The sequence below is a fragment of the Micromonospora sp. RHAY321 genome, from assembly GCF_023896955.1.
Classification (GTDB): domain Bacteria; phylum Actinomycetota; class Actinomycetes; order Mycobacteriales; family Micromonosporaceae; genus Micromonospora.
Map to the genome: position 1 here is coordinate 218867 of NZ_JAMHIW010000001.1, position 26166 is coordinate 245032.

Below are 26166 nucleotides of genomic sequence, written 5' to 3' on the forward strand. Positions count from 1 at the left end.
CTCCCCACAGGAGGGTTCATTCCTTCCACCCCCTAGGAGATGCCTCGTGTCCCGCTCCCTCATGCGTGACCGTCTCGATCACCTGCGCCGGCTCACCCTGCGCGATCGTCAACTCCTGGCCTGGCTGGCCGAGCACTATGTGCTGTCGGCCGGTCAGATCACCCAGGCCCTGTTCCCGTCAGAGCGCTCGGCCCGGCTTCGGCTGGCGACCCTGCACACGATCGAGGCCCTCAGTCGATTCGTGGATGTCACGACCGGCGACCGGCAGCACCTCTACGCTCTCGGCCCGCTCGGCATGCTCGTGCACCCCACCACCTTCCACGACCCGGACCATCCCGACGCCCGCACCCCGCACACCAGCTTCGAGCGCGTCGCGCGGATCGTCGGCAGCCGCAACCTGCGGCATCTGCTCGGCACGAACCAGCTGTTCATCGACCTGATCGCGCACACCCGCACCCACCCTGACGCGCAGCTGCGGCGGTGGTGGTCCGAACAACACGCCACCGGCGCCTACGCCATCGCCGGCATCCGACCCGACGGGCACGGCATCTGGTCGGTCGACGGCCACACGGTGGGGTTCTTCCTCGAACACGACAACGCCACCGAACCTCTGGCCACCGTGCTGGCGAAGCTGCGCTCCTACAGCCGCCTCGCCGAGTTCGGGCCCCGCTACCCGGTCCTGCTGCGCGTGCCCAGCCGTCGCCGCGAAGCGCACCTCCTCGACGCGCTGGCCGGCCTGACCACCGCCATGCCCGTGGCCGTGGGCGTTCATGGCGAGCATCCCGCAGGACCCGTGTGGACGCTGGCAGCGGACCCGGCGGTGCGCCGCTGCCTGCATGAGCTGCCCAGCGACCACGGACCCGCCAATCCCGCGACCAACCCCCACCGCTACATCGAGGACGCCGACGCCTGACAGCCCTGTTCTGCGCCGTCAACCGCTCCGGCCGGCTAGCAGCGCAGACATCCCACCAGGTCGGGTAGCCGCGCTCGTCTCGGTCGTCGTCGATGCGCGACTGTCAACCGCCGGGCCGGCCTGTCAGACCGGACCGGTCTGACAGAGCAAGCGCCGCAGCGCTCCCGTGGCGGTGAGAAGACCATCTGACAGGGCAGCTCATGGCCGCTTTCGATGGCCGTGGCGACCCCGGTCGCGCTGACAGGCCGCGCCGCTACCGTTCTCGGTACCACCACACCCCATCGCTGCACCCGGTTCGGTCCCACCTCAGGGATTGTCCGCCGCACCCACCGGTGCGCCAGGCCCACCCGCCGCTTCGGCCGGTCGGCAAGCGCCCCGCGCGGCGAACCCCGAGGTCGCACCAACCCACCCGCACGAGTTCTTTCCTGTCTCCCTGACCCGACCCATGCATCCCGTGGGCCGGTCACTCCTGCGCGCCTATCGCGCACCACTCCGAGGAGGAAACTGCCATGGCCGACAACCTGAACGGCACGGTGCTGACCCGTCACGGCAGCCGTGTGCCCGCCCTTCCGCCCCGGACTGTCACCTCGACCAGCAGGTCTGCCCCTACCCGGCCCGCCGCTGCCGCCCCGCAGCAGAGCGTCACGCCGGCGCCGAGCATCCACACGATGATCGTGTGCCTGCCCGACGCATTGCCGGCCGACGCGCTCAACGCGCACCAACTCGACAAGCACTTCGGGGTCACCGGCACCCTCACGCCCCGGTTCTGGGCCGTCCCTCGGCTACGGCTGTGGCAGCGCCACCACATGATCGGCCTGCGCAAGGGCCGCCCCGCAGCGTGCGCAGGAGGACCGCTCATGCTGCTGGACCTGTCGGGCACGCGCCACGCCGCCGGTGTCGGCGCCGGGATCCGCCACCAGATCTGGCAGCAGGTCGTGCACGGCACCCGTCCGGCTATTCCGTGGCCGGTGTTCGAGGCCCGCCACCTCGCCGATCCACAGAAGTACCCCTTCGAGCAGGCAGCCGCGGACTTCCACGCGCAGCCGCGCGTCAACGCGATGCGGATGCACGCCGCCGCTACACCCGGTGCGGGGCAGCCCGGCGTCGGTGAGCTGGAGATGTACCAGGCAGGACTGATGGCCTACCAGCACTACAGCGCCAGCTCCGCCATCGTCGGTGACGCGATGCTCACCGTCGACGGTCGCACTCTTGCCCCGGCCAGTGACGCCCTCACCCACCGGGTGACCTACCTCGATCAGGCGCTGCGCTACCTCGACACCGTCGAGCCCCGCCAGCGGCTGCTCGCGGTCGCCCTCTAACCACCACACGACCGGCCGGCCGGCGCGCCCTGATCCCTGCCCAGGGACACCAGAGGGCGTCGCCTGGCCGGTCGGCGTCCACCACTGCGCACCAACGAAGGAGGCATCACTGATGAGGTCACGACACCGCGCCGCCGCCATCGGGGCGGCGCTCACCGCCGTCGAACACGACGCCAACAGCCGAGGCTGGGACGCCCTGCCCGCGCTGCTCGGCCTGTTCGACGCCACCACCGACCGCCACCAGCCGCACATCGCCATCGACGTGCTCGGCGTCGACCCGGCCTTCTGGTGGCTGCACGAGCAAACCGTCCCCGGCATGCGACTGCCCTACGGGGTGGGCCTGAAGACCCTCACCGCCCACCTCGTCGGACCCGACGCGCCGGCGACGCTGGCACGGTGGGCCGGGCAGCGGCGCCTGGCCGGGATGGCCTTCCTCGCCGAAGGCCTGGATACCAGCGACGCCGGCCGACGCGATGCTGCCGCCCACGGCCTGTGCGCCGGCCCCGACGGCGTGCCGGTGCGTGTGCTGACGGCCTGCGACGTCGACGGGCGGCACTATCAGATCCTGCGCGTTCGCGGCGCGGCCACCACCAGGACCACCATCCTGGACGACCCGCCGGCGCGGGTGCGGGCCAGCGTCATCCCGGCCTGCCTGCACCGCCTGCTCGCCGCAGCACGCCCGTAACCGCCGGACCCGACGCGGCGCGGGCGGACGCGCCCATCCGGCGCTGGAAGCAGGCAGATCGGCCGACTGCACCTGCGATGTCACCCGCGCTAACCGGCAATCGGCTGGCACGCCGTTTCTGGTCAGCGCACAGCTGTGGAGCTGAGCCGGCCTCAACCACCTACCGCCTGCCGCTGCAGTCGACAACACCGCTCTGCTCTCGCAGCCGCGACCAGTCAAACCCTTTGGTGGCAGGCCAACGGACGGTGTGCTCCGCGGGCCGCCGGGCGCCCCGGGCTGGGGCATCCAGCCATGCCCAGGCCTGCAACAGGCCACCCTTCCCCTCTTCCGGCCATCCCCCTATCGACCTGGAGGCACACCTGTCATGGCCGATCGCATGTGGTTCCGCGTCGAGGACGTGCTGCCGCTGGCAGAACACGCCCTCGCCTGTCCCACCCACCGCCTCACCCGCGCGCAGGTCGCCGCTGGCGAGCGCAACGGTCCGGCACTGACTTTGAGCCGCACCGGCACCAGCGGCGTCTTGCGGTCCAACGGCATCCCCGCCTGGCACACCGCGCAGGGCGAGGAGCAGGCCGCCCGCAGCATCTCGTGGCGCCCCTCCCGTGCCAGCAGCGCCGAGGCGCAGGAGAGCGTGTACCTGTCCCTCGGCCAGCCGGGTTCCGGCCAGCGTCGGCTGATCGATGTCCTGCGCGCCGGCCGCGCCCTCGAGTGCCTTTGGCTCGCCATTACCGCCGACACCTCGCCCGGGATGGCTTTGGACGTCACCTGTGTGCGGGTCCTCGACAGGCGGGAGGACATCGCTCCGCCTGGCGTCCGCTGGCATCCTCTGATGGTCACCTCACCGCAGGTCGCCAACAGGTCCTACCCCGCGCTCGTGGCCGACGGGTACACCACCGACGCCGGCGGGCTTATCTGCCGCTTCGACCCTGGCACCGCGCGGCTCATCGCCGCCGACCTCGACGGCCCGTGGCGGCTGGGCACCATGCCCGGGGAGTACCCGCTGCTGCGCTTCGACGGCGACACCCTCACCCTGCTCGAAGAACACGACACCGGTGACGACACCGCCCTCGACGTCGACGACCGGTGCTACCCCGACCCAGACGGCTACTACAGCGTCGGCGCCTACCGGTGGCTCTGGCACACCGACGCCACCACCCCGATGCCGCTGCGCACGCGGATACGGCTCAGCGTGACCGCTCTTGCCGCACGTGCACGCGAGAGCGCCGCCGAACGCCGGCAGCCCCGCCAGGCACCTCCCGCCAACGTCGAGTGTTTGTTCTAGCGCGCGTCCCGGCGCACCCACCCGCTCATCGCCTGCGCCTCAGCAGCGCGGGAGCTGACCGATGCGCGGCAACCCGCGCCACACGCTCCCGGCCAGGCAGACAAGTCGTTCCCGCAGGTGCCCATCCCTGGGTTACCTCGACGGTTACCCGCGGCCCCGCCCAGGTGATGGGCCGTCGCGTCGCCGCCGTCCGGGACCGGCGAAAACCCCGCGCTACGCCGCCTGGGCCCACCGCACCCGCACGGGGCCTCTGCCCGCGCTGGCGATGAGGCCCCCGCTAGTCCCGAGATGCGGTCCGTGCACTTGATCAGCGCCGCCATCTCAGCGTGGATCAGTGCGTGGATCTCGACGCAGATCAATCCCACCAGGAAAGGACGCCTTCGCATGACCGACACGTCCGACGAGACCCCACCGGCGCAGAGCGCGGGCAAGGTCCTCGCGGCGCTGGCCGACCTCGGCGAGGCCACGGCCTCCGCGGTGGCCGAGCACGCTGGACTGGGCTACTCCACCACCACCCCGAAGCTGCGTGCCTGGGAAGGGTCCGGGCAGGCCGAGCGGGTTCGCGCCGGTGACGGCCGCACGCTGTGGCGGCTCACCGACGCCGGCCGCGCCACCACCGCGCAACCGGGAGTGACAGCAGATAAGCCCGTGCCGGCCGGCTCTGCGGCCGCAGAGAAGCAGAACCGGAGCGGCGTTGCGTCTCCGCCCGCTTCGGCAGCAGCGGACACGCCGGCCGACGGCGCTGTCCCGCAGCCGCTACGCGAGGCGGACGCGCCAGAGCCGAACCCTGCTGTCGACGCCGGTGGCACACCCGCCGACTCGTTGTCCGAGGCACCGCAGGACGGCTCGGAGGTTGACGAGGCATCCGGCGGGGAGGGCCGCCCGGGCGCGGCGCGCCGTACTGGTGGGTCGCTGCGCGGCGCGGTCCTGGACATCCTGGAAGCCCACCCCGAGCGGCAGTACAGGACGAGTGAGTTGTGCAAGCTCGTCGACGCCGCGAATGCCGGTACCGGCGCGGCCAAGGCCAGTGCCGGGGCGGTCGCCAACGCCGTGACCAAGCTCGTCGCCGCCGGGACGGCGGTGCAGACGGTGGAGCGCCCGGCCACCTATCAACTCGCCCCCGTCACCGGCGGCCGGTAGCCCCATTGAGCCCGAGGGCGGGCGTCGAAGTTGGCGCCTCACGCCCGCCCCCGGTGCTCCTTCATCCACAAGGAGCGTCCTCGAGTGTCTCCCATCCTGCACACGATCGCTATCGCCGCTGGCGGGATCCTCGCCGGCCTCGCCCTCGCCGGAGCTCTGCTCTGGCGCCAGCAGCAAGCGCTTGACGTGGCCCGCTATCAGGCCAGCCACGACGACATCACCGGCCTGCCGAATCGGCGGCTGTTCCTCGACCGGCTGCGCGCCGCGCTCGCCGACAACGCGCCGGTCGGGGTGGTGCTGCTCGACCTCGACCGGTTCAAGACGGTCAACGACACCCTCGGCCACGACAGCGGCAACGTCCTGCTCGACCAGATCGGCCGGCTGTTGACCAGCCTGCCCACGCCGGTGCAGGTCGTGGCGCGGCTCTCCGGCGATGAGTTCGCCGTGCTCGTCTGCGGCGACCGCGACGACACCGCCGCAGCGGCCGAAGAAGCCTGGCGGGTCATCGACGCCGCTGCGATCCGGGTGATTAACGGTGACGTCCGGGTGAGCGCGTCGGTCGGCTACACCCACATTCACGGGCCGCACGCCAGTCCTCGGCAGTTGCTCGCCGAAGCCGACACCGCCATGTATCAGGCCAAACGCTTAGGCCTTGGTGTGTGCGACTACCGCCCCCACAGCACGCCCGACTCGGGCCGCAGCCGGGACCGCCATTACCGCTGACCCGCCCGACGACCCTTGCACCCCAGGAAGGACCCCGCAGCCGCCGGCTGCGGGGTCCTTCCCCCTTTTGCCGCCCTGACAAGGGAGAAGCCCGTGTTGTCCTTCCGTACCGTCCACACCCTCGCCGGCTGTCTCCTGGCCGCCGACGCCGACGCCGAGCTGCTGGGCTGGGGCCAGCCCGCGACGCTGCTGCTCATCCACGACCGGGCCCTGGACTGCGCCGCTCCGGCGCGGATGCGCGAGCTGCGCAGCCTGGAGTTCCCGCTGCACCGCGACGATCTGCTCACCGACCCTGCCGGCCTGCCCGCGCTGCTGCACCGCCTCGCCGCCGGCCTCGACCCGGATGCGCCGACGCCCTACCAGGCCACCCTGCACACCATCCTCGGGCTGATCCGATCTACCGCACCCGACGCGCGGCTGCTGGCCTGGGCCACCTGCTACGACGCCATCGACACCACGGGCGGGCAGCCCCGGCAAGCCCGCCGCATCGACGCCGTCGACACCGACGGCCGCGGCTACCGCCTCACCCGCCTGCGCGGTGAGGACCACCCGCTGCTGCTCGTCAACGACACCAGCGAGGCCAGCGACATTCCCGCCACCTACCCCGGGCTGGTCGCCCTGCTGTCAGCCACCGCCCGCTACAGCCACGCCAGCGCGAACACGCCGTGACCGGCCCGCAGCTGCCAGCCCATACCGAACCCGACGATCCGATCTTCGCCGTGTGTGGGCCCGATGGTGCGTCCCTTCGCTGCCGGGTCTGCGGCGCGGTCGACGAGATCGTCGCCGACGAGGTGCCGTCCATGGCCGGCTACGGCGAGGACACCTGCACCCGCTGCACCCGCTGCGGCTCGGTCGAGACCACCGACCCGATCTTCGGCTGGCGCGCCAAGCCCGCCACCTGGCCGCCCGCCCCTGAGCACGACCAGCCATGACGACCGTCCGCAGCCGCATGCGGCTCTCCTTGGAGGAGACCTGTTCCGTGAGCACCCACTGCTATATCGGCGCCACCGATCCCTCGCGCCCGCACCTGGTACACGCCCGGTTCGTGCTCTTCGACGGGCACCCCAGCCATGTGCTGCCCGCCCTGGCCGCGATCTGGGCCGGCAGCGCCCGCTACCACACGCGCGCGCTGATCGCCGCGATCCTCGCCTGCGACTGGGAGTACCTCGACGCGCACATCACCGCCACTACCCGCTCCGGGTTCGCCGGGCAACGTCCTGTGCCGGGTGTCGGTATGACCCTGGCTTCCACCACTGACGGCGTCATCGACGCGCCGGAACCAGTCACCGTCTTCCCGCTGTGCCACGCCGGTCACCTCGACGCCGAATGGATCTACCTCATCGACCCCGGCACCGCCACGACCGCCGTGCACACCGGCGACGGCACCCCTGCGGCCTCCTATCGGCTCGCCGGCTGCCTGACCCCGACCGGCGTGGACCGCCGCCCCCAGCAGCCCTGTGGGTCGCAGCCGGCCGTGGGAACGACGCGGTGACCGCCCGCGCCCTCGCCGCGATCAGCGCCGGGGTGATCGCCATGCTGGTGCTGTGCGCGGGCGGGATTGGCGCCCTGTTCACCGGCGGCGGCACCGCCTCAGCCGCCTGCTACGGCGCCGCCGCCGCGAACGGGCAGCCGCTACCACCCACCATCACCGTGTCCCCACCAGGCAGCGGCGACGCCGGCGGGTGGACCAGCGAACAGACGGCCAACGCCGCCGCCATCGTCGCCGTCGGCGTACAGCTGCAGGTTCCGCCGCGGGGTTGGGTCATCGCGGTGGCGACCGCAATGCAGGAGTCCAGTCTGCGCAACCTGCCCGGCGGGGACCGCGACTCCGTCGGGTTGTTCCAGCAACGCCCCTCCCAGGGCTGGGGAACCCCTGCCCAACTGCAGGAACCCCGCTACGCCGCCGGGAAGTTCTACACCGCGCTGCTGGCCGTCGACGGCTGGGAGGCCATGACACTGACCGACGCCGCACAAACTGTGCAGCGATCCGCCTACCCCGGCGCGTACGCGAAATGGGAAGACGACGCGATCGCCCTGATCCGGATCCTGACCGGCGGCACCGCGGCCGGCCCGGTCGCCGGGGACCTGGAGCAGGCGATGAGCAACCCGCTGTGCCTATTCGACGGCGGCGACGGGCAGCTCGGCGCCGACCAGGTGCCCCTCCCCACCGGATTCACGGTGGCGCCGGGAACACCTCTGCCGGTCGTCACCGCCATCGGCTGGGCCCTGGCGCAGCTCGGTACCCCCTACACCTTCGGCGGGGACTGCACCGCCGCACACTCCGGCATCCCGGCGCGCCAGTGCGACTGCTCATCACTCATCCAGCAGGCCTACCGGGCCGCCGGTATCGGCATTCCCCGCACCACCAGCGACCAGGTCCACGCCGGCACCGCCGTCGGCGACTACCGGGACCTGCGACCGGGTGACCTGCTGTTCATCCCCGGCAGCCGCGGCAGCGCCGCCCGGCCCGGCCACGTCGGCCTGTACCTCGGCCAAGGGCTGATCGTGCAGGCCCCGCACAGCGGCGACGTCGTCAAGATCAGCCGCCTGCCGGCGTGGGCCGGTCAGCTGGCCGCCGTTCGCCGCATCGTCGCCTGAACCGGCGATAGAGGTTTCCAGCGCCTACGACGCTTTCTCACGATCGTGTCGCCGTCAGTAAGCCGCTTCATCGTGATCATGACAGGTTGAGCAGGCAGTAGGTGGGAATGGCGTGCCGCCGCTCCAGGTAGGACGAGGCTCCCGACCGAACAACAGTCGACCCAAAACGACCCTCCAGCACCAGAGCTTCGTTGCTGACCTAGCTGCCAGCATCCCGCTGTCCACACGCAGCCCGACCCGACTGACCGACCTGATCCGCGCCCGCCGACGGGCTCGCCAGTCGGCGGGCGCGGACTGCCAGCACAGCAGCAGGCGCCGATGGCCCTGACCCACTCGCGCAGGCCGGCTGGTCTGGGCCTCACCCGCTCTGCCCAGGGCGGACCCATGACCTGACCGCAGCCCGAACCCACGGCTTGGTCGCCGCCGCGCAGCCGGCGTACGGCTGGTCAAGCAGGTTAGCGAAAAGGCGGGGAGGGTGCCGCGTGGACGTGGCGGGATTCGGTGGGCGTCTGCGCACGGGGCCTCGCCGAGCGGGCCGATCGCCACCTCGCCTGGCTGTCGCGGGTCAGTCGCCGCCTTGCCACGGTCGCAGCCCTGGCGTGGTCTCCCGGTCTCCGCCGGGGACCAGGATATGACCGGCCAGCCCGAGCGCCACGATCGCGGCGACCAGCAGCGGCGGCCAACCGCCGGCCCACGGCAGCACCAGCAGTGGCATGAGCTGCCAGGCCACTCGCCGCCACGGCACGACCGCGGACACCAGCAGGGTGAACAGGACGCGACCGAGCACGAACAGCGCAGGGCCGCCGATGATCAGCACCAGCCACCGCGCCGGCGTCGTTCCGGTCGGATGGTGGACGACCAACTCGAACGAGGCCGCCGTGACGACCACACCGGCCAGCAGCACCAGATGCGTGTACGGGGCCAGCCGCGGCGGCCGGCCCGCATTGGCCCCGGCCGCCTGCAACAACTCGCTGGCCCGGTAGGCGTAGATCTGCCAGAGCAGCAGCATGGTGGCGAACGCGCAGAGCAGGGCGGTGAGCCGGAGAAGGTCGAGGCCGCCCCTGCTGACCTGCAGGGTCGGCAACAGGATGATGTCGCCGAGGGCCAGGATGACGAACTGCTGGTACCGCTCGCCCAAGTGCTCGGTGGTCCGCTCGTATTGGGCGACAGGAACCCTGCCCAGCCGGGGCGTCGGATAGCGGGCCGCCGCGGCGACCAGGTCGATCGTGATGGCGACGGTCCAGAGCGCCCAGTTCGGACTGTGTGGCAGCGCGCCGGCGACCCAGAAGACGCCGGACACGGTGAACCAGAACAGAAACCGGGTGGCGCGCTCCAATGCCGTCCGGTGCCCCTGCCGGTACAGGGCCGTGACCAGGATGATGCAGCGAAGCAGGTGCGTGCCGACGTACGCGATCACGAAGACCAGCCGGTGCGCGGTGGTGACCATCGGCAGCGCTACCGCCATCCCCACCGAACCGACCATGGCGATCATCAGGATGGCCTGGATCGGGCGCTGCTGCGGGTCGTAGAACTCGGTCGTGGTCGCGGTGATCGACCAGGTCCACCAAATGGCCGTCAGCATCAGCAGCACCTTGGCGCTGCCGGACCAGGAGTGCTCTTCGGTCAACAGTGTCGAGATCAGCGCGAGGGCGGCCACGAAGACCACGTCGAAGAGGAGCTCCAGCAGCGTGGCCCGGGCCGCCCCCTCCATCCGGCGTACCAGCGCCGTACTTCCTCCGGTGGTCATGCCCGGCCTCCCGCCGCATCCTTCCAGGATTATCGGCGGCGCCGGCGGGGCCCGTCTCCGGATCGGCGATTCCCCCCGACCGGCGTGGCAGGAGACAGCAGCGGCGCAACACGGGCTGACGCTGGCGTTTGGACGACCTGACGTGGCTCTGACTCGCCTCTGCCACCAGGGATTATGAGATCCAGATGGGGGACCCGCCGAGCTGCCCGGATGGCCTTCTAGCAGCGGAGATACCTCTCGGCATCTCTCAGCACTCCCCCGCTGTCCGTCGCCCTCTTGCGGACTAGATGCGGACTGCGCCGCCTGGACTCACTCCCCTGCCACTCATAGGCTCGCCTGGTGGTGTCGATGGTTGCGACGGCGGGGCTTGTGTTCGTCATCGCGATGACGCTCACCCTCCTGGCGCTCATGGTGATCAGTCTGTTCAGGCCACGAGACCCCCGGTCCAACGACGGGCCGCTTGACCACATGCATCACCCTCCGCCGGATGGGGGCGCGGGTGGCGGTGGAGACTAGAAGATCAGGGATGGCTGGCCAGTGCCGGCTCCTGCTGGTCAGCCCGTCGGTGGTTGTCGGGCAGCGTCGGCGGGCGCGGGCACTCTTGGCTGTACGGATGGCTGTACGGCCAAACGGGGCCGTGGGCTTGTCCGGCTCGCGATGGGATCATCTCGGAAACCGGGACAGTTGTCCCGAGGTCGGCTGCCATCGGACACGGAGGAGATCATCATCAGCGCCGAGCCGGGCATCCCAAACCTCGCCGAGTTGCGCGAGGCAATCGAACGAGATCGGGTTCTGCTCGGATCGCTGACCCCGGGATCCGACGAATATCGGCGGCTTCGGCGAAAGATCACCCGCAACACGGCGAAGCTGCATGAGTACGAAGAACTCGGTGACCGGCGTCGCGTCGAAGTCGGGTACACGGGACTGCTTTTCGTCCTGGTCGGCGGCATCGTCACCTGGGCCGGCTGGGGCTCATGGTGGGTTCTACTCGGGTTCGGCATGCTGTTGCTCGGGGTTTATTGGGCCGATCGGCTACGGCCTAGTCGCGACAGCCGGCTCTGACGCTGCTGCGCGGATCTCCTCGTCGGGCAGTCGTAGACCGTCCAGCCTCCACGGACGGGGACAAGGTGGAGCGCCCTGCCGGACGAGTCTCAATGGCGGCTGTCAAGCGTTGGTATAAACGGCCTGCGGGTTAGAAGAAGATCAGGGATGGCTGTTCAGGGGTCGCATCTCTGGTTAGCACGTCTGCTTTGCGGACAGCGCTGGCGTCTGCCAGTGGTCTTGGCTGTGCGGATGGCTGTACGGCCGGCCAACGCGCGGTCAGGGAGAACCCTAGGCTGACGCCATGTCGGCGGAGCGCGAAGTGATTGACCTGAACGAGCACGATCACGAGCCAGCGGAGCCCGGCGGCGCCACCCCCGAGGGCCTCATGGCCAGACGGAAGATGAATGTATGGCTCGTCGCTGCCTTCGTGGTCGGCGTTGTGCTTGGCGGTGTCGGTGTCAGCGAGCTGCGAGACTCGCGGGAGGAGCGGGAGCGGAACGCTTCGGTCTCACTCGTGGCCTTCCCTGCATCCATCAGTAGCGGGGGTTCGGACGCCACGGGCGTCCTCCAGATGGACGGGCAACTGGCAGTGATCAACGCTGGCCCCGCGCCGATCACGGTTCGTGCGGCTACCGGTCAACGACCCGGCGTCCAGGTCCATGACACCGGCCAGACTCGGCTGCTGCGCCCCGGCGGTACCGCCTGGATCGATGTCAAGCTGCGCATTGAGTGCTCTATCGCGTTCGGGAGCGAGCCGTTGTCGATACGGTTCTCCGTCGAGACCGCCGACCAACAGATCAGAGAGGTCAGCTACCCCGCCGCCGTAGTGGGGAGCGCCTGGCACCGTGAGGCCGAGCAGCCATGCGCGCACCTCGCTGACTTGGCCAAGCGTGGCAGCTAACGCTCAAGCGGATCTCCTCGTCGGGCAGTCGTAGACCGTCCAGCCTCCCCGGACGGGGACAAGGTGGAGCGCCCTACTGGAACGACCTTGGCCCCGACCGGGGACTGGTAGCCCTTATGGTGCCCGATGAGGTGATCCGCGGGCGGCATCTCTGAGACCTCCCACAGGGGTGTGTGTCAACCGGCGGCTCCTTGGAGGGCCGGGGTGTGGGGCAGAGCCCAGGGTTGGCGCGGAGCGGGACGGTTGTTACCGGGCTTTGCATCGTCGGCTCTGCCGGTCCCAGTGCCGGAAAGGCTCTGGTCTCGTCGTAGGGCTGGCCGGCGGTCAGGCAGTGGTGGATGCCGAGCATCCGGTTGAACAGGTTGCGTTGAGCGGCGGCGTGCCAGTCGCCGCGGTCCCGTCGTCGGCGGTAGTGGGCCAGTGCGCCGGGTGAGGTGGTCAGGGCGCAGAACGCCCACTGGTAGCCGACCGAGGCCAGACGCTGGTTTTTGGCTTGCGGTTGAAGACAACGCGGCTCTTGCCGGAGGCACGAGTGACCGGTGCGGCACCGGCGTAGGCCTTCACGCGCGGGCGGTGGGGAACCTCGCCGGGATCGACGACGTTGACCCGCCGGTCCTCGACGGGCTTCCCGCCGCCGACCGGTATGGCCTGGCTGCGACCGCTACGCCGAGCGCGCTCCACCGGGCGCACCCGTGTGGGCGAAGTTGACCGCGAGGCAGTGCGACCAGACTCGGTGGGCGTGGTGCAACGGGTACGACGAGGCCGTCGAAGACGAGGCGGCCCGCCACTGCCGCAGGGTCCTGCACCCCAACGGCGACGATCGGGACGTCAGCCACCTGCACCCCGACCGGGTGCGCCTGGGCGGGCAGGGCGTGTTCGCACGGGACTGGGCGTGGACGCCCAACCCGGACGGAGACCTCCGAATTCCGGTCGGCTTCGCCGGCACCCTGGTTGACCGGTGGAACGGGTGGGCGGTGTTCACCTGCACTCGGGAGGTGGCCGAGGCGATCGTCGCCGACCAGCAGGAGGCCTGCGGTCGCTACCGGCGGCAGCTCGCGGCTGACGGCATCGGCGAGCGCGGCGAGCAGATGGTGGACGACTCCTGGCGCGGCTGCGGTTCGACGGTGACGTCCTCGTCGTCGACGAGACGCGGGTGCACGACGACCCGGGCGCCGTCGACCGCATCATCCCGGACGGGCAGGGCCGCTGCATCGTGATGGGCCGCGCCTGGACGTGGACGGCGGTGCACCCCTACGACTGCGACCGCATTGCCGGCAGCATCCCCGATCCGCCCTTACCCGAGGCCGGACCCTCGTCCGACACCAACACGGAAAGGAGGCCTGGCGATGCGCGATGACGGCGACGAGTTCGGCGAGTACGCCCACGAAGAGATCCTGCAGGCCCTCGTGACGCGCCTGCTCACCAGCGGTGACCTGGACCAGCTCTGCGATGACACCGACCTGCCTCACCTGGTGCACGGCGACGGCAGCCCCGTGACCATCACGTCCGCCCGCGTCTACCGAGACGCCGGGGTGCTGACCCTCGACCGGGGCGTGTGGCTCGAGCTGTCCGACGGCAACGTGTTCGGCCTGACCGTGCAGATCTCCGGCCGCCCCTGCGGTGAGGTCACCCTGCACCGCCTGTAGCCCCGGCAGCGGATCGACTTGATCGATCCGCCGCCCGGTGCGTTCCTTGTCGTCGCCCGCCAGCGGCGGCACCTGATCGGCAGCCCTTGTGGGCTGCCGTTGCTGTGAGCACCTCACGGTGGTCGGCCGACCCTGCCGCAGGGCGCGCCCGCCACCGCCCGTCTCCGCCGCGCGGACACCGCACCACGTTGCCCGCGCACCGCAGACGGGTGCGCGGGCCCCTATGACAGGAGGACCCACATGGACCCCGCGACCCCGCCCGCCACCGCCGACACTCCGCCCGACTTGGGTCACGGACGCCGGCCCGGCTACCTCTACCGGCAGGTCGCCGCCTACCTGGCCAGCCAGCCGGACCAGTGGTTGAAGGTCGGCCAGGTCACCACCGCGATCGCCGCCCGCTCGAGCGGCGCCGTGTTCGAGGCGTTGAAGAAGATGGCCGCCGCCGGCTACGCCACCCACTACCCCGGTCCGCACCGCTTTCACATCACCCAGGCGGGCATCGACGCCGCCGGCGCGATGCCCCCACCCGCGCCCCGCGCGCCCGCCAGCGGTGGCGGCGGGCGGTCGGCGCGGCGGCAGCCGGTCGCCCGGCCGAACGGGGACCTGTACTTCCCGCGCAAGCTCGCCGGCGCGACCGATGTGGACGTGCTGCGCCGGCTGCGGGACAAGCGCATCCCTGTGCTGCTCTACGGCCCGCCGGGCACCGGGAAGACCGCCCTCGTCGAGGCCGCCTTCGCAGATCTGCTGACCGTCGCCGGGACCGGCGACACCGTGGTGGAGGACTTCCTCGGCAACTTCATCCCCCTGCCGGACGGCGGGTTCGAGTTCGTCTACGGGCCGCTCGTGGTCGCGATGCGCGAGGGCCGGGCGTTGCTGGTCGACGACGCCACCCTGATCCCGCCGAAGGTCCTCGCCGTGCTGTACCCGGCGATGGACGGCCGCCGGGTGATCACCATTCCCGGCTACCGCAACGAACGCGTCGAGGCCGTCGACGGGTTCTACGTCATCGCCGGACATAACCCTGGTGTGCACGGGGCGATCCTCACCGAGGCCTTGGCGTCGCGGTTCGACGTGCACATCGAGGTCACCACCGACTGGGACCTCGCCCGCCACCTCGGCGTCCCCTCCCCCGCCATCCGGGCTGCCATCGCGTTGAACGCCGACCTGGCCGCCGGGCGCGTCAGTTGGGCGCCGCAGCTGCGCGAGCTGCTCGGCTTCGCCCGCGTCCGCAAGACCCTCGGCCTGCCCGCGGCGGTGGCGAACCTCGCCGGCCGCGCCCCCGAAGACGACCGCGAGCACGTCCTCGCCGTCCTGCGGCAGCACTTCGGCGCCGACACCTCGGCCCTGACCCTCGGCAAGCAACGCTGAAACGGAGACATCTCATGCCCCTGAGCAGCACTCACGTGCGTACCAGCCATCCCAGCACGACGGGCGGCGACCCGGACTGGCAGCCGTGGAGCGACGCCTGGACCCGCCACATCCCGGTCCTGACCGACCGACGCGACCTGCAGGTCACCGTCGCGCCCGGCGCCGGCGGCGACGCGCCGGCCTGCTTCTACCCCGACGCCCGCCGCATCGAGGTCGACGCCACCCACATCGGGGCACCCACCATCACCGACCCGCGCCGCCCCGGCCACAAACGCCTCGTGCCCACCGCCTACGGGCTGCTCGTGCACGAAGCCGCCCACGCCACCCACAGCCTGTGGCGCACACCGCCGGGCACCCCACCGGTCGTCGCCGCCGTCGCGGACCTGCTGGAGGAGTCCCGGGCCGAGAACCGGCAGCGCGGCAGGCGGCGAGCCGACCGGCGGTGGCTGCGCCACGCCGTCACCCACCTGCTCAACCCCGACGGGGCGCCCGTCGACGACCCGTGGCACGCCGGGCAACTCGCCGCGCTGCTCCTCGCCCGGGTTGACGCCCGCATCATCACCGCCAAAGACATCACAGGAGTGCGGGCCGCCGTCACCGCCGTCATCGGCCGCCCACGTCTGCGGCAGCTGCGCGACGTGTGGCGGCACGCCCACACCGTGGGTGACAGCGAAGGCGAGCAGATGATCGACCTGGCGTGGCGGTGGTGCCGGATCCTCGGCATCGACCCCCACCAGCAACCCGCCCCACCGCGGCCGGATCTTGGGGTGTTCGCCGGGCAGCTCGCCCAAGCCCTCACCGACTACCTCGCCCACACCGCCGGAGTGACTCCCGCCGAGTACACCGCGCAGCAGGTCGCGGACCGGCATGGGCCGCCGGCGACGTGGACGCGCCGCGACCCCACCGACGCCGAACGGGCCGCCGCCCGCCACCTCGCCGCCCGGCTGCGCCGCGCGCGCACCCACCAACCCGAACCCGACACCCGGCCCAGCCCGATACCGCCCGGACGGCTCCGCACCCGCCACGCCATCACCGCCAAGGCCCAAGCCGCCGCCGGCACCACGCCCACCGCCACACCGTGGCAACGCCGGACCACCCTGCCGCCGCCGAAGCCGGCCCTGCACCTGGCCGTGCTCGTCGACACCTCCGGCTCCATGCGCGCCTACGCGGCGCCGATGTCCGCCGCCGGGTGGATCCTCGCCCACGCCGCACGCACCAACCAGGCCACCACCGCCATGATCGGGTTCGGCAGCCGCGCCACGGTGCTCGTGCCGCCACGCCAGCAGCCGGCGAAGGTCCTGCAGATCGCGGCGGTCGGCGGGACCACCGCGTTCATCGAGGCGGTGAAGCTCGCCGACCAGCTGCTGGGCCTACGCCAGCCAGGGCGGCTGCGGATGCTCGCCGTCGTCTCCGACGGCGACCTACCCGACATCGAACCCGCCCAACGGCTGATCACCACCCTGCACCAGGCCGGCTGCGCCGTGCTGTGGCTGCGCCCCGCCGACCTCGCCGGACACACATTCCGCCACACCACGACTCTGCTGGCCGCCGATCCCGTGCAGGCCGTCGACGCCATCGCCGACGCCGCCGTCACCGCCCTCGAACGCGCCTGAGCAGCACCTGACCCGACGCCGGTCGGACACCGAGCCACCACCTCCCAGCCAACCGCGTCGCCGACCGGGTCGCGTCCTCGCCGAGCACCAGCGCCGCGGCGGACTTCGCCGCGGCCGCCGGGGCTGGAAACGCCGCCACCGGCATACCGCCGTCGCTGCCGCACCGCGTCCCGGCCACCATGCCCGCCTCAGCGTTCACAGCCGACCGGCACTCGAGCACCCGACTGTCGTTCGGGTGCCACCGGCGCGAGCAGCGCCGCCCCTGCCCCCTCTAACAGTCAGCCCTCACAAGGGCACGCCGACACCGCCGTGAGGCCCCGCAGCCGAGCCCGCTGCGGGGCCTCACGGCGTTGCACCCCATCTCTCGAACCGAAGGAGTTGTCCCCTATGGCCCACGAGCATCTATCCCGCCTGACCTTGACCGCGGTCGGTGACCTGCTCGCCGTCGTGCCGTACCTGTTCGGCTTCCACCCCGGCGACAGTCTCGTCATCGTCGGACTCCGCGCGAACACGATCGCTGTGGCGGGCCGCGTCGACCTGCCCCACCGCGACGAGATCCCCGAATGGGTCGACGGTGCCGGCCCACAGCAGCTCACCCTGCTGCGCAACGTCGGCGCCATCGCAGCGATCATCATCGGCTACGGGCCCGCTACCCACGTCACCCCCATCATCGACGCTCTCACCTCACAGGTGCGCGACGCGGGCGTCACCGTGCTCGACGCGCTGCGGGTCACCGACGGCCGCTACTACTCCTACCTCTGCCAGGAACCAGACTGCTGTCCCGTCGACGGGGTTCCGTTCGACGCCGTCGGCAGTGTCGCCGCCGTCTGGGCGATCGTCGCCGGTCAGAGCGCGCTGCCCGACCGGGCCGCTCTCGTCGCCAGCCTCGCCCCCACGACCGGCGTCGCCCGCGACGCCGTCACCGCGGCCACCCGGCGCGCACAGAAGCGACGCATCACCGCGTTCACCGCAGGCGGCCGCGCGGCGGTCATCCGGGCCGGGCAGAAGGCGGTACGCGAGACGTTCGCCCGCTACGCGGGAGACAGCGTGCTCACCGACGACGAGGTGGCCTGGCTGTCCGTGCTGCTGGTCGACACCACGGTCCGCGACGCCGCCTGGCTCGCCACCGACACCGACCCGTCGCACATGGCTCTGTGGACCGACCTCACCCGCCGCGTCGAACCGGCCCTCGCCGCACCACCGGCGACCCTGCTCGCCTTGACCGCCTGGCGAGGCGGGCTCGGCGCCCTCGCCTGCGTCGCCCTGGACCGGGCCCTGGCCGCCGACCCCACCTACTTCCTCGCCCAGCTGCTCGACCGCGCGCTGCGCGACGGCCTCCCGCCCACCGTCCTCGACGGCTGGCCCGCCACCGACAACCCCACCCCTAGGCCGCCGGGCCCCGGGCAGAAATGAGCCCTCTCATGGCACTGCACCTCTTCTTTGACCTGACCGCCGCGCTGCGACTGGCCGAGCACGCCGTCGCCGCACGCGAGCACGGCCCGTCGTTCAGCGAACACGACGACGGCATCGCCTGCCCGGGCGCGCTGGTCTGGGTCCACGACCACGGCGTCTACCTCATGTCCAGCGGCCTGCCCCGCCTCGACGACCCGGACCGTCCCGGCTCCAGCCTCGTCGTCTACGCCGACGGCTGGAACCCCGACACCGACGGGCACCGCCGCGACGCGGACCTCGGCGGCGACGACTTCGCCGATCACCTGCACCTCAGCGACGCACCCACCCACTGATCACCGTCCTGCGCGCCGCCCAGGCCGACGGCTACCCGTGGCTGCACCTGAGCGTCACCGGCGACGCCTACGAGGTGCGAGTCGCTCGCACCCGACACCACCAGCCCTGACCAACCACCCGCGCGTCTGCCCCGCCGCCCATCTGCCGCGGGGCAGACGCGCCCTTTTGAGCACCGGAGACCTGATGAGCACGCCCGACGCGGCCACGCCGCCACCACCGACCCTGGAATCCGTCCTGCGCGATGCCTGGGCCGCATTCACGCCGACCGAGCCCGCCCCGCTGGGATGGCTCACCCACACCACCGCCCAGATCCGCGCCTACCTGCGCGAGCACCACAGCCCGCCCGCGCCACTGCTCCCGGCCGCCGACGCTGGGGCGCGGCTGCGCCGCGAGGTGTGGCGGGCGCTGTACGAGGCGGCCAGCACGCACGACATCGATGGTGACGCCGCAGACCGGGTGCTGTGCGCGCTCGACCTGCCGCCGCTGCCCCGGCGCTGGCAGGTACGCCTCACCCTCCCCGTCCTCATCGAGGTCACCGCCGCCGGCCGTGAGAACGCCTTCGACACCGCCGAAGCCTGCATCGAGACCGCCCTCACCGGCGCGGACCTTGTCGTGCGGTTCGAGTGGGACGGCGCCGAACGCGACGACGCCAACCCGGGCGACCTCGACGCCACCGCCGCCGAACCAGCCGAGCTGACGTGACCGTCGCCCGCACGCCATCCGCCCGCCCGCCCGAACTCTGAGGAGTCTTCCCCGTGACACTGCACCTCATCGGTAAGTACACCGGCCACGACATCCCCGACGACACCCTCGCCGCCCGCACGCGCGGAGGCGCGCCGGCCGTGCTCGCGGCCGCGCTCGCCGATGCCTGCCATGCCCTCACCGGCACCGAAACGGACCTCGCCCGCTGCGCCGACACTATCGCCGCCCGCCTCGACGACGTCCGCCGCGCCCTCGCCGCCAGGCCCGGTGAGCCGGCACCCACCATCAACCCGACCGGTGTGCTGCAAGCTGACGGACCGCGCCTCGATGCGCTGAGCGCGCAACGCGCCGCCCAGATCAGTCATCTCCGGGCCCTGGTCCGTATCTGGCGGGCCCAGCACCAACCTCACCAGCCGCCGACCGGGGACTCCGCCGACCAGGTCCGGCGCTTCGCCGAGCGCATCGTCGCCGAGATCGACGACGACATCAGCGAAGGGATCGTGCCCGCCGGCGTCGGCTCGTTCACCGACCTGCACCGCTACCTCGACGCCAACGACTACCTGATCTGCGCCGGCGTCCCCTACGACGGCACCCCGGCCAGCATCGACCTCACCCGCTCGGTGCAGGACCTGGTCGTCGCCCGGCTCCGCACACCCGGCCGCCGGTTCTGCACCCACGGCACGTGCACCTTCGCCGCGCACGACCACACCAACGCGCACGGCCCGGACGGCACCGACCTCGACGCGGCCGTGCCCCTGCGCTGCCGGCACTGCGGCCAACCCGCTCACTACGACGCCCGACTGGAGGACTACCGCCACGACGACCCCGCCGTACGCGACTGCTTCCTCATCCATCGCGACGACTAACCCGGCCCTCGGGTCGCGACGGACGGGCGACGACTTGATCAATGGGGAAAGTCGAGCGTCACTGGACCCGGTCGCCACCCGGGGCGGACCCGACAGCGGCATCCCCACACCGCTGGCCCGGGGTGGCGGCCACCCACGCTGACACCCAATCCGGAAGGCGCCACCGATGACCCCACCGCACCGTCGCGCCGTACCGCGCACTGTCACCGATGTCCCGCTGTGGCTGCTCGCCGCAGACGTCGCCGCCGCCCACCTTCCCGAACCGGACCGCCCGGACCGCTGCGCGAACCTGCGCTGCGCTGGCGAGGCGTACCCGTGCCCACCAGCACGCGACGCCCAACGGGCCTGCCGCGCCGCCACCCGACCCACACTGCTCGCCCGACGCCGAGCGCAGGTCCTCGGCCCGGCCACAGCTGCGGCGGACCGATTCGCCGGCTGGTTCCGGCCCAACCCACCAAGCCAGCCGCAGCAGTGGCACATGCTGTCGTCCCAGGCCGCATGACCCAGGCCCCATCGGGGTTGCGCCCATCCAGCCTGCGCCAGCGGCCGGTCGGAGGCACTGGACCTCACCGCACCGCGAGGGACCGACACGGCACAGCTGTTCTTCGGCGAGACCTCACCGTCCTCGCCAGCTAGATGGCGGCCTGCGGCGGCTAATCCTTCATGCCGCACCCGTGACGTCCCCGAGGGGGATGTCCAACCAGTTGCCTTTGAGGACCGCGCACCACCTTTGACACCTGCATAAACACCGGGGCGAGGCGCCCTGCCCTCCCGGCGGCGCCCTCGCCTCCTCGCAGATGGAGACACCGTGAAACCCGTACCCGACGCCAACTCCGACGACGAGTCCACTGACGCCACCGCAGGGGCCACGCTCAGCGTCGGCGACCCTGAGCTCGGCAAGTCGCGACTGATGTCGCGGCAGTGCCAGACCTGCATCTTCGCCCCCGGCAACCGGATGCGCCTCGCCGCCGGCCGGCTGCGGGACCTCGTCACCGAAGCCCGCCAGCGGGAGTCGTTCATCATCTGCCATGACACGCTCCCGTACTACCAGCACCCCGAGGCCAAGCCGGCGATCTGCCGGGGTTTCGCCGACCGTTACCGCACACAGGCGCTGCAGCTCATCGAACGGCTCTTCGGCTTCGTCGAGGTCGATCCACCGCAGCCGACAGATACGACCGCAGGGCATGGCCGGTGACCGCACCCGACGACTGCCTGCCCCCGCCAAGCCGAGAGGTCCAGCGGGTCGGCTCTTCTGTCACGCTCGTCGGAGCTGTCAACGACGACCCCGACTGTGGGGTTCGTTCCCCTCGGCACCGAGTTCCTGAGCAGCGCGGCTCGTTCGTCGCTCCATTCACGCCGGCACCGCGCACGGCGGCAGGCCGCGATGACCGATGTTGACCGCTGTATCGAGCACGCCTCACAGTCATGCTGAGGCTCTGGCCATCCACGCATCGTCTCGGAATCTGAACTTCGATCCGATCGACCGATCGAGGAGTTCGACCTCGCCGGCCTCGTTGTCACCGTCCGACCGTCGCCGACGTCAGTCGTTTGGCGACGCCGAGTCATAGCAAGGGGCTGCGCCGTCACACGTCGTCGCCGACCTGCCCGGCGTAGCGGAACGTTGGCGGGTCGGTCTCGTTGCCATGGCGGACGTAGCGGTAGTGGGCGGGCGGGCCTGGGTCGTCGCTGGCACCCGGCTCGGGGACCGACCCGCCGGCGGTACGGCCACCGTGGCCGACCTCGCCACGTTCCGCGCCGCCGACCCGACGCGCGGTGAGCTGCCCGCACTGATGTGGGGCACCGTGCCCGCGTCGGTTGCCGGACGGCACCAGGCTCGCCGTCGCTGTCAACGGGACGGTCGGCGCGGTCGTGCTCGTCGTGCCGCCGGACAAAGGTGGCCGGCGGTTCGCGCACTCCTGCCCGACAACCCGATCTTCACCGCCGCGGCCAACCGATTGGACCTCTACCAGGTGGGCGCCGACGGCGGGCTGCGCCGCCTGACCCTGTCGTGACTGGCCGCCGGGTACAGCGGCGCGGGGGGTGATGCCTGATGACGGAAGCCCCGCGTGTGGGGACGACCTGGATGTGGTGGGTGGGCAGGGACAGCCCGAGCGAAGGCCCCGGGCGTGCAGGCCAGCATGCCCGGGGGGTCTTCGCTCAGATCGGCTGATCGGAGCCTGCGGGTATGCCGACACTGCCCATCGCGTAGGAAGGCGCCCCGCGGGCTCCGGCAGGTACCCTTGGTCGGTGTTTTCGCCTCAGGGTCCGTCTCTGCGTGAACTCTGCATCCAGGCGTTGTCCTCGGTCGAGCGCGGCTATGACCTGCTAGCTCCGAAGTTTGACCACACGCCCTTTCGCACGCCGGATAGCTTTCTCGGCGCGACCGCCGACGCGCTGTCCGAACTCGGGCCGTTCGATCATGGGCTGGACGTGTGCTGCGGTACCGGCGCGGGCATGCTGGTTCTCAGGTCTGTGTGCCAAGGAGGCATCACGGGCGTGGACTTCAGCGCTGGCATGCTCGCGCAGGCGCGCAGCGCTCACCCGGACGCCACGTGGGCTCGGGCCGACGCTCGGGCCCTGCCATTCACTGAGTACTTCAACCTCGCCGTCAGCTTCGGAGCGCTCGGGCACTTTCTGCCAACCGAGCGACCGGCACTCTTCGAGGGGGTGTACCGCGCGCTGCGGCCCGGCGGGCTCTTCGCCTTGCCGATCGGCGCACCGCCGCCCCTGGCCTCGGTCTCGCACTTGGCCACGCTCGGATTCGACCTGGCCATGCGGGTACGTAATGCCATATGGCGACCGCCGTTCGTCATGTACTACCGCACCAGCCCGCTGGCCGCAGTCCGCGACAATCTGACAGCGGCTGGCTTCACCGTGACGGCCGTCGCCTTGACCGTCCTGGGCCAGCGCCGGGACGGCAGCTCACGGTGCACGCTGATCCTCGCGCGTAAGCCGGCAGACCTCACGGATGCCCACTCGCGGACCATGTCGCCGCCTTTGGTCCGGGATTGCGTCACATCCACCTAACCGACGGCCGTCCAGATTAACAGACATCCACTCATGTCGATGACAGCGCAGTGTGCGTGAGCGCGCTTTCCAATCGGCCGATGCGGCTTCGTTAGTCAGCGCGGGCAAGCCGCCCGTCGGTGCGCCTCACTGGTCGTTGTCGCCGCGCTTGCTCTGAGTCATCGCCAACGACACCGAGAGCCTCGCGCCGACCTCCACGGTTTCGTCGCCCGCCGGATCCCGGCCGACCCCGTGCCAAAGCCCCGTTCACCCTCGCGTGCCAGCCGGGGCAGGTACCAGCAGGACCTCGCAACCAGCAGTGGAGCCAAACAGGCAGAACGCGCGAATCGGCCTTCGGGGCAAGGTATGGTCCCGAAGAGACTGAGCGATTGTGCAACGAATCGCGCGTATCGTGCTAGTTGATCAAGGCTCCGCGGGCTTGACTGGTAGAGCACAGCGGGCGGCTCGTCCCGCCATCTCGTACCTCTATCAAACTCGGAGTTCCTGATGTCGCTCGATTCCTACGTCACGCTCGGCCGTTCGGGCCTGCGCGTCAGCCCCTTCACGCTGGGCACGATGACCTTCGGCGAGGATTTCGGTTGGGGAAGCAGCCCTGCGGAATCCAAGAACATCCTCGCCGCCTACCTGGACCGGGGCGGCAACTCGATCGACACGGCCAACATCTACACGAACGGCCACTCCGAGAAGATCATCGGCGACTACTTCGCCGGCCAGCGCGCACTGCGTGACCGGGTGGTGATCGGTACCAAGTTCTTCGGCAACCTCTACCAGAACGACCCCAACGGCGGTGGACCCGGCCGTAAGGCGATCGTGCAGCAGCTGGAGAACTCACTGCGGCGCCTGCAAACCGACTACGTCGACATCTACTGGTTGCACAACTTCGACCCGTCCACCCCGGTCGAGGAGACCCTCCGGACGCTGGATGACCTGATCAGCGACGGCAAGGTCCGCTACCTCGGATTCTCCGACATCCCGGCGTGGGCGACGGCCGAGGCCGCCACCATCGCGCGCTTCCGCGGGTGGGCGCCGATCATCGCCCTGCAGTTGGAGTACTCCCTACTCGAACGCACCTCGGAGGGAGAGTTGATCCCTATGGCTCAGGCCCTGGGCATGGGCGCAATGCCATGGGGACCGCTGAAGAGCGGATTCTTGTCCGGCAAGTACTCCAGCGCCACCACTGGCCCAGTCGACACCACACGCGCGCAGATGGTCGGCGTCCCTAGCGAAGCCGACTACGTCGTGATCGACGCGCTCAACACCGTCGCCCGCGAGGTGGGCGCCAGTCCCGCCGCGGTGGCCCTGGCTTGGGTGCAAGGCCGCCCCGGAATTACCTCCACCCTCATCGGCGCCCGCCGCATGGACCAGCTCGACGCCAACCTGAATGCCCTGAACGTCACTCTCACCGAGGCCCACCGCGCCACACTGGATGACGTGTCCGCTCCCGCGCTGAACTTCCCCGCCAACAACAACAAAATGTTGGCGCGGATGTTGCAGTTCGCCGGAGCCACCGTGGACGGGCAACTGTCAACGGTCTCCCCGCGACTGCAATCCAGCAGCGCCCGCTACTGACCAACACCCAGACACTCGTTCCGACGGCCCGCCTCATGATCCTGGCCCGTCGATCCGTGGTGTCCTCAAGCCGGCAGGCTGGTCGCCGAGCGTGGTGGTGACGCGATTGCTGACCAGCCGGCGGAACTGGCGGGCTGCAGCCCGGCGAACGGAAAGATCCACTCCGGGCTGGCCGCCGGAGTCACTTGCACCCCGACATGATCCGCCACGGACCAACCACAGATATACGAGACATCCCTTAAGCGGCAAGCCACCGAGTTAGCGCACACAGACATTGTGATCGGGCCTCGCACCTGTCCCCCGGCAAGTACGCAACCACATGTGGCGTTACGCCCGGACCGCAAAGTCATGCGGGGAGGGATTCGCCTTACGGCCTGACGCCAGGAGCTGGGCCGGCATGATTCCCGTGCAGGTCATTCCCAGAAAGTGCCAACCTCGTCCCGGTCGGTACCGCGCCGCTCGTCAGGGGCGGCGGTTGCCGACGAGACTGCCGGCCTTGTCTGCGCTGGTCGGAGCGCTGGCACCGGGGGGTGGCCAGTATCGACGGACGGTCCGTTCGGAGCGTCCGATGCGTGCGGCGATGTCCGCGGGGTGCAGGTGGGGGTCCCGCCGGTACCAGTAGGTCACCGCTGCTGCCGTATCTCTGGGTACCGGCGCTCCGTCATCGGCGACGGCGTCGGGCCTGTTCGGCTCGGTCGCCGGTCCGTCATGCGGCCTTCTGAGGGGCGTCTGGCCGGAGTTCGGCGCGGGCCGGGCTGGTGGTGGCGCGGGCGCGGAGACGACGGGATTGGCGTCGGCGGGAGGCGGCGAGTGAGCGGAGCTGGCCAGGGTTGCTGAGAGGGATCGGGGGGCGGCACGGAGACGGCCGGTGATTTCGACGAGGCTGACGCTGGCGACAACGACGAGTCCGTCGACGGACAAGGGAAGCAGGTAGGCGGCGGCAGCCTCGGTTTCGCCGTATCGGGCGGCGACGCCCACCATGTGCCAGTAGCTCACCCACGCCGCGATGCCGGCGATCGGGGCGGCGGCGATCAGTCGCAGCACCGCCAGCATCCGCTGGTGGGTGGGAACGCGGGAGATGAGTTCGACGGTGAGCATCAACGCCAGCGGCGGCCACGCGGAGATGACCTGGCTGACCGGGTTGGGTCGGGCGTGGAGCACGTTCGCGGCGATCGACGCGGCGACACCGAGGGCGAGGACGCCGCGCACCGCCCACCGCAGGCGCCGCAAGTGGCGCAGCTCCGCCTCCCTGATAGTCATGTCCGTGACGGGTGTGC

At 71.0% G+C, this 26166-nt stretch carries 27 protein-coding genes and 1 pseudogene; 25 read left to right on the forward strand and 3 right to left on the reverse strand.

From position 1 onward, the window contains the following. Positions 1 to 61: 61 nt before the first annotated feature. The 10 genes from M8C17_RS01070 to M8C17_RS01115 all read left to right on the forward strand — a co-directional run bounded on the left by M8C17_RS01070 (position 62) and on the right by M8C17_RS01115 (position 8660). Entirely contained in the window at positions 62 to 913 is an 852-nt protein-coding gene (locus M8C17_RS01070) for a replication-relaxation family protein (RefSeq protein ID WP_252415050.1), read from the forward strand. A 509-nt stretch (positions 914 to 1422) separates the two neighbouring features. Then, positions 1423 to 2232 carry a hypothetical protein gene (locus tag M8C17_RS01075; protein WP_252414217.1) on the forward strand — a complete coding sequence of 270 codons (810 nt, stop codon included), beginning with the start codon at positions 1423 to 1425 and terminating at the stop codon, positions 2230 to 2232. A 112-nt stretch (positions 2233 to 2344) separates the two neighbouring features. After that, on the forward strand, positions 2345 to 2917 hold the full coding sequence (locus M8C17_RS01080; RefSeq protein WP_252414218.1) for a hypothetical protein: 573 nt from the start codon (positions 2345 to 2347) through the stop codon (positions 2915 to 2917). A gap of 364 nt (positions 2918 to 3281) precedes the next feature. Continuing rightward, a complete protein-coding gene (locus M8C17_RS01085; RefSeq protein WP_252414219.1) occupies positions 3282 to 4199 on the forward strand; it encodes a hypothetical protein in 918 nt (305 codons plus the stop codon). 384 nt (positions 4200 to 4583) lie between these two features. Continuing rightward, the gene (locus tag M8C17_RS01090) at positions 4584 to 5339 is read left to right on the forward strand and encodes a MarR family winged helix-turn-helix transcriptional regulator (RefSeq protein WP_252414220.1); all 756 of its coding nucleotides are present in this window, start codon (positions 4584 to 4586) and stop codon (positions 5337 to 5339) included. A gap of 186 nt (positions 5340 to 5525) precedes the next feature. Beyond that, positions 5526 to 6062: a diguanylate cyclase domain-containing protein gene (locus M8C17_RS01095; RefSeq protein ID WP_252414221.1), complete on the forward strand. Its 537-nt coding sequence runs from the start codon at positions 5526 to 5528 to the stop codon at positions 6060 to 6062. Positions 6063 to 6155: 93 nt separating this feature from the next. Then, complete coding sequence (locus tag M8C17_RS01100) at positions 6156 to 6731, forward strand: hypothetical protein (protein WP_252414222.1); 576 nt, start codon at positions 6156 to 6158, stop codon at positions 6729 to 6731. Between the two features lie 50 nt (positions 6732 to 6781). After that, positions 6782 to 6994, forward strand: a complete 213-nt coding sequence (locus M8C17_RS01105) for a hypothetical protein (protein ID WP_252414223.1) — start codon at positions 6782 to 6784, stop codon at positions 6992 to 6994. 47 nt (positions 6995 to 7041) lie between these two features. Beyond that, complete coding sequence (locus tag M8C17_RS01110) at positions 7042 to 7554, forward strand: hypothetical protein (protein ID WP_252414224.1); 513 nt, start codon at positions 7042 to 7044, stop codon at positions 7552 to 7554. Between the two features lie 41 nt (positions 7555 to 7595). After that, positions 7596 to 8660, forward strand: a complete 1065-nt coding sequence (locus M8C17_RS01115; RefSeq protein ID WP_252415051.1) for a C40 family peptidase — start codon at positions 7596 to 7598, stop codon at positions 8658 to 8660. Positions 8661 to 9225: 565 nt separating this feature from the next. Here M8C17_RS01115 and M8C17_RS01120 read toward each other — a convergent pair. Continuing rightward, positions 9226 to 10407 carry a low temperature requirement protein A gene (locus M8C17_RS01120; RefSeq protein ID WP_252414225.1) on the reverse strand — a complete coding sequence of 394 codons (1182 nt, stop codon included), beginning with the start codon at positions 10405 to 10407 and terminating at the stop codon, positions 9226 to 9228. A 684-nt stretch (positions 10408 to 11091) separates the two neighbouring features. Here M8C17_RS01120 and M8C17_RS01125 point away from each other — a divergent pair. Continuing rightward, positions 11092 to 11469, forward strand: a complete 378-nt coding sequence (locus M8C17_RS01125) for a hypothetical protein (protein WP_252414226.1) — start codon at positions 11092 to 11094, stop codon at positions 11467 to 11469. Positions 11470 to 11752: 283 nt separating this feature from the next. After that, positions 11753 to 12352 carry a hypothetical protein gene (locus tag M8C17_RS01130; RefSeq protein ID WP_252414227.1) on the forward strand — a complete coding sequence of 200 codons (600 nt, stop codon included), beginning with the start codon at positions 11753 to 11755 and terminating at the stop codon, positions 12350 to 12352. 280 nt (positions 12353 to 12632) lie between these two features. Here the strand turns inward: M8C17_RS01130 and M8C17_RS01135 are convergent. Beyond that, positions 12633 to 12916 (reverse strand): annotated as a pseudogene (locus M8C17_RS01135) (IS110 family transposase); the annotation flags it as partial. A gap of 140 nt (positions 12917 to 13056) precedes the next feature. Between M8C17_RS01135 and M8C17_RS01140 the strand changes: the two are divergent. The 13 genes from M8C17_RS01140 (at position 13057) to M8C17_RS01200 (ending at position 24889) form a co-directional block, all read left to right on the forward strand. Beyond that, positions 13057 to 13569, forward strand: coding sequence for a hypothetical protein (locus M8C17_RS01140; protein ID WP_252414228.1), 513 nt, complete (start codon positions 13057 to 13059; stop codon positions 13567 to 13569). Positions 13570 to 13698: 129 nt separating this feature from the next. After that, complete coding sequence (locus tag M8C17_RS01145) at positions 13699 to 13998, forward strand: hypothetical protein (RefSeq protein ID WP_252414229.1); 300 nt, start codon at positions 13699 to 13701, stop codon at positions 13996 to 13998. Between the two features lie 240 nt (positions 13999 to 14238). Continuing rightward, a complete protein-coding gene (locus tag M8C17_RS01150) occupies positions 14239 to 15366 on the forward strand; it encodes an AAA family ATPase (protein WP_252414230.1) in 1128 nt (375 codons plus the stop codon). A gap of 14 nt (positions 15367 to 15380) precedes the next feature. Further along, positions 15381 to 16979, forward strand: a complete 1599-nt coding sequence (locus tag M8C17_RS01155) for a VWA domain-containing protein (protein ID WP_252414231.1) — start codon at positions 15381 to 15383, stop codon at positions 16977 to 16979. Positions 16980 to 17366: 387 nt separating this feature from the next. Further along, positions 17367 to 18392: a DUF4192 domain-containing protein gene (locus M8C17_RS01160; RefSeq protein ID WP_252414232.1), complete on the forward strand. Its 1026-nt coding sequence runs from the start codon at positions 17367 to 17369 to the stop codon at positions 18390 to 18392. A gap of 8 nt (positions 18393 to 18400) precedes the next feature. Beyond that, complete coding sequence (locus tag M8C17_RS01165) at positions 18401 to 18724, forward strand: DUF3085 domain-containing protein (protein WP_252414233.1); 324 nt, start codon at positions 18401 to 18403, stop codon at positions 18722 to 18724. Positions 18725 to 18908: 184 nt separating this feature from the next. Next, positions 18909 to 19427, forward strand: coding sequence for a hypothetical protein (locus M8C17_RS01170; RefSeq protein WP_252414234.1), 519 nt, complete (start codon positions 18909 to 18911; stop codon positions 19425 to 19427). A gap of 53 nt (positions 19428 to 19480) precedes the next feature. Next, complete coding sequence (locus tag M8C17_RS01175) at positions 19481 to 20293, forward strand: hypothetical protein (protein ID WP_252414235.1); 813 nt, start codon at positions 19481 to 19483, stop codon at positions 20291 to 20293. A gap of 166 nt (positions 20294 to 20459) precedes the next feature. Further along, positions 20460 to 20795 (forward strand): hypothetical protein, encoded by a 336-nt coding sequence (locus M8C17_RS01180; RefSeq protein WP_252414236.1) that lies wholly within the window; start codon positions 20460 to 20462, stop codon positions 20793 to 20795. Between the two features lie 306 nt (positions 20796 to 21101). After that, on the forward strand, positions 21102 to 21488 hold the full coding sequence (locus M8C17_RS01185) for a hypothetical protein (RefSeq protein WP_252414237.1): 387 nt from the start codon (positions 21102 to 21104) through the stop codon (positions 21486 to 21488). A 448-nt stretch (positions 21489 to 21936) separates the two neighbouring features. Continuing rightward, positions 21937 to 22305, forward strand: a complete 369-nt coding sequence (locus M8C17_RS01190; protein WP_252414238.1) for a hypothetical protein — start codon at positions 21937 to 21939, stop codon at positions 22303 to 22305. 235 nt (positions 22306 to 22540) lie between these two features. Beyond that, on the forward strand, positions 22541 to 23320 hold the full coding sequence (locus tag M8C17_RS01195) for a class I SAM-dependent methyltransferase (RefSeq protein ID WP_252414239.1): 780 nt from the start codon (positions 22541 to 22543) through the stop codon (positions 23318 to 23320). Between the two features lie 486 nt (positions 23321 to 23806). Then, positions 23807 to 24889, forward strand: coding sequence for an aldo/keto reductase (locus M8C17_RS01200; RefSeq protein WP_252414240.1), 1083 nt, complete (start codon positions 23807 to 23809; stop codon positions 24887 to 24889). Between the two features lie 462 nt (positions 24890 to 25351). Here the strand turns inward: M8C17_RS01200 and M8C17_RS01205 are convergent, their stop codons facing one another. Continuing rightward, positions 25352 to 26149, reverse strand: a complete 798-nt coding sequence (locus tag M8C17_RS01205; RefSeq protein ID WP_252414241.1) for a DUF2637 domain-containing protein — start codon at positions 26147 to 26149, stop codon at positions 25352 to 25354. Positions 26150 to 26166: the final 17 nt, after the last annotated feature.

Excerpts from the sequence above, each read along its gene's own strand:
- M8C17_RS01070 (WP_252415050.1), top strand. The coding sequence starts at position 62 with ATGCGTGACCGTCTCGATCACCTGCGCCGGCTCACCCTGCGCGATCGT.
- M8C17_RS01145 (WP_252414229.1), top strand. The coding sequence starts at position 13,699 with ATGCGCGATGACGGCGACGAGTTCGGCGAGTACGCCCACGAAGAGATC.
- M8C17_RS01205 (WP_252414241.1), bottom strand. The coding sequence starts at position 26,149 with ATGACTATCAGGGAGGCGGAGCTGCGCCACTTGCGGCGCCTGCGGTGG.
- M8C17_RS01130 (WP_252414227.1), top strand. The coding sequence starts at position 11,753 with ATGTCGGCGGAGCGCGAAGTGATTGACCTGAACGAGCACGATCACGAG.
- M8C17_RS01160 (WP_252414232.1), top strand. The coding sequence starts at position 17,367 with ATGGCCCACGAGCATCTATCCCGCCTGACCTTGACCGCGGTCGGTGAC.
- M8C17_RS01180 (WP_252414236.1), top strand. The coding sequence starts at position 20,460 with ATGACCCCACCGCACCGTCGCGCCGTACCGCGCACTGTCACCGATGTC.
- M8C17_RS01085 (WP_252414219.1), top strand. The coding sequence starts at position 3,282 with ATGGCCGATCGCATGTGGTTCCGCGTCGAGGACGTGCTGCCGCTGGCA.
- M8C17_RS01150 (WP_252414230.1), top strand. The coding sequence starts at position 14,239 with ATGGACCCCGCGACCCCGCCCGCCACCGCCGACACTCCGCCCGACTTG.
- M8C17_RS01165 (WP_252414233.1), top strand. The coding sequence starts at position 18,401 with ATGGCACTGCACCTCTTCTTTGACCTGACCGCCGCGCTGCGACTGGCC.
- M8C17_RS01120 (WP_252414225.1), bottom strand. The coding sequence starts at position 10,407 with ATGACCACCGGAGGAAGTACGGCGCTGGTACGCCGGATGGAGGGGGCG.
- M8C17_RS01190 (WP_252414238.1), top strand. The coding sequence starts at position 21,937 with ATGGCGGACGTAGCGGTAGTGGGCGGGCGGGCCTGGGTCGTCGCTGGC.
- M8C17_RS01075 (WP_252414217.1), top strand. The coding sequence starts at position 1,423 with ATGGCCGACAACCTGAACGGCACGGTGCTGACCCGTCACGGCAGCCGT.
- M8C17_RS01155 (WP_252414231.1), top strand. The coding sequence starts at position 15,381 with ATGCCCCTGAGCAGCACTCACGTGCGTACCAGCCATCCCAGCACGACG.
- M8C17_RS01115 (WP_252415051.1), top strand. The coding sequence starts at position 7,596 with ATGCTGGTGCTGTGCGCGGGCGGGATTGGCGCCCTGTTCACCGGCGGC.
- M8C17_RS01200 (WP_252414240.1), top strand. The coding sequence starts at position 23,807 with ATGTCGCTCGATTCCTACGTCACGCTCGGCCGTTCGGGCCTGCGCGTC.
- M8C17_RS01080 (WP_252414218.1), top strand. The coding sequence starts at position 2,345 with ATGAGGTCACGACACCGCGCCGCCGCCATCGGGGCGGCGCTCACCGCC.
- M8C17_RS01090 (WP_252414220.1), top strand. The coding sequence starts at position 4,584 with ATGACCGACACGTCCGACGAGACCCCACCGGCGCAGAGCGCGGGCAAG.
- M8C17_RS01170 (WP_252414234.1), top strand. The coding sequence starts at position 18,909 with ATGAGCACGCCCGACGCGGCCACGCCGCCACCACCGACCCTGGAATCC.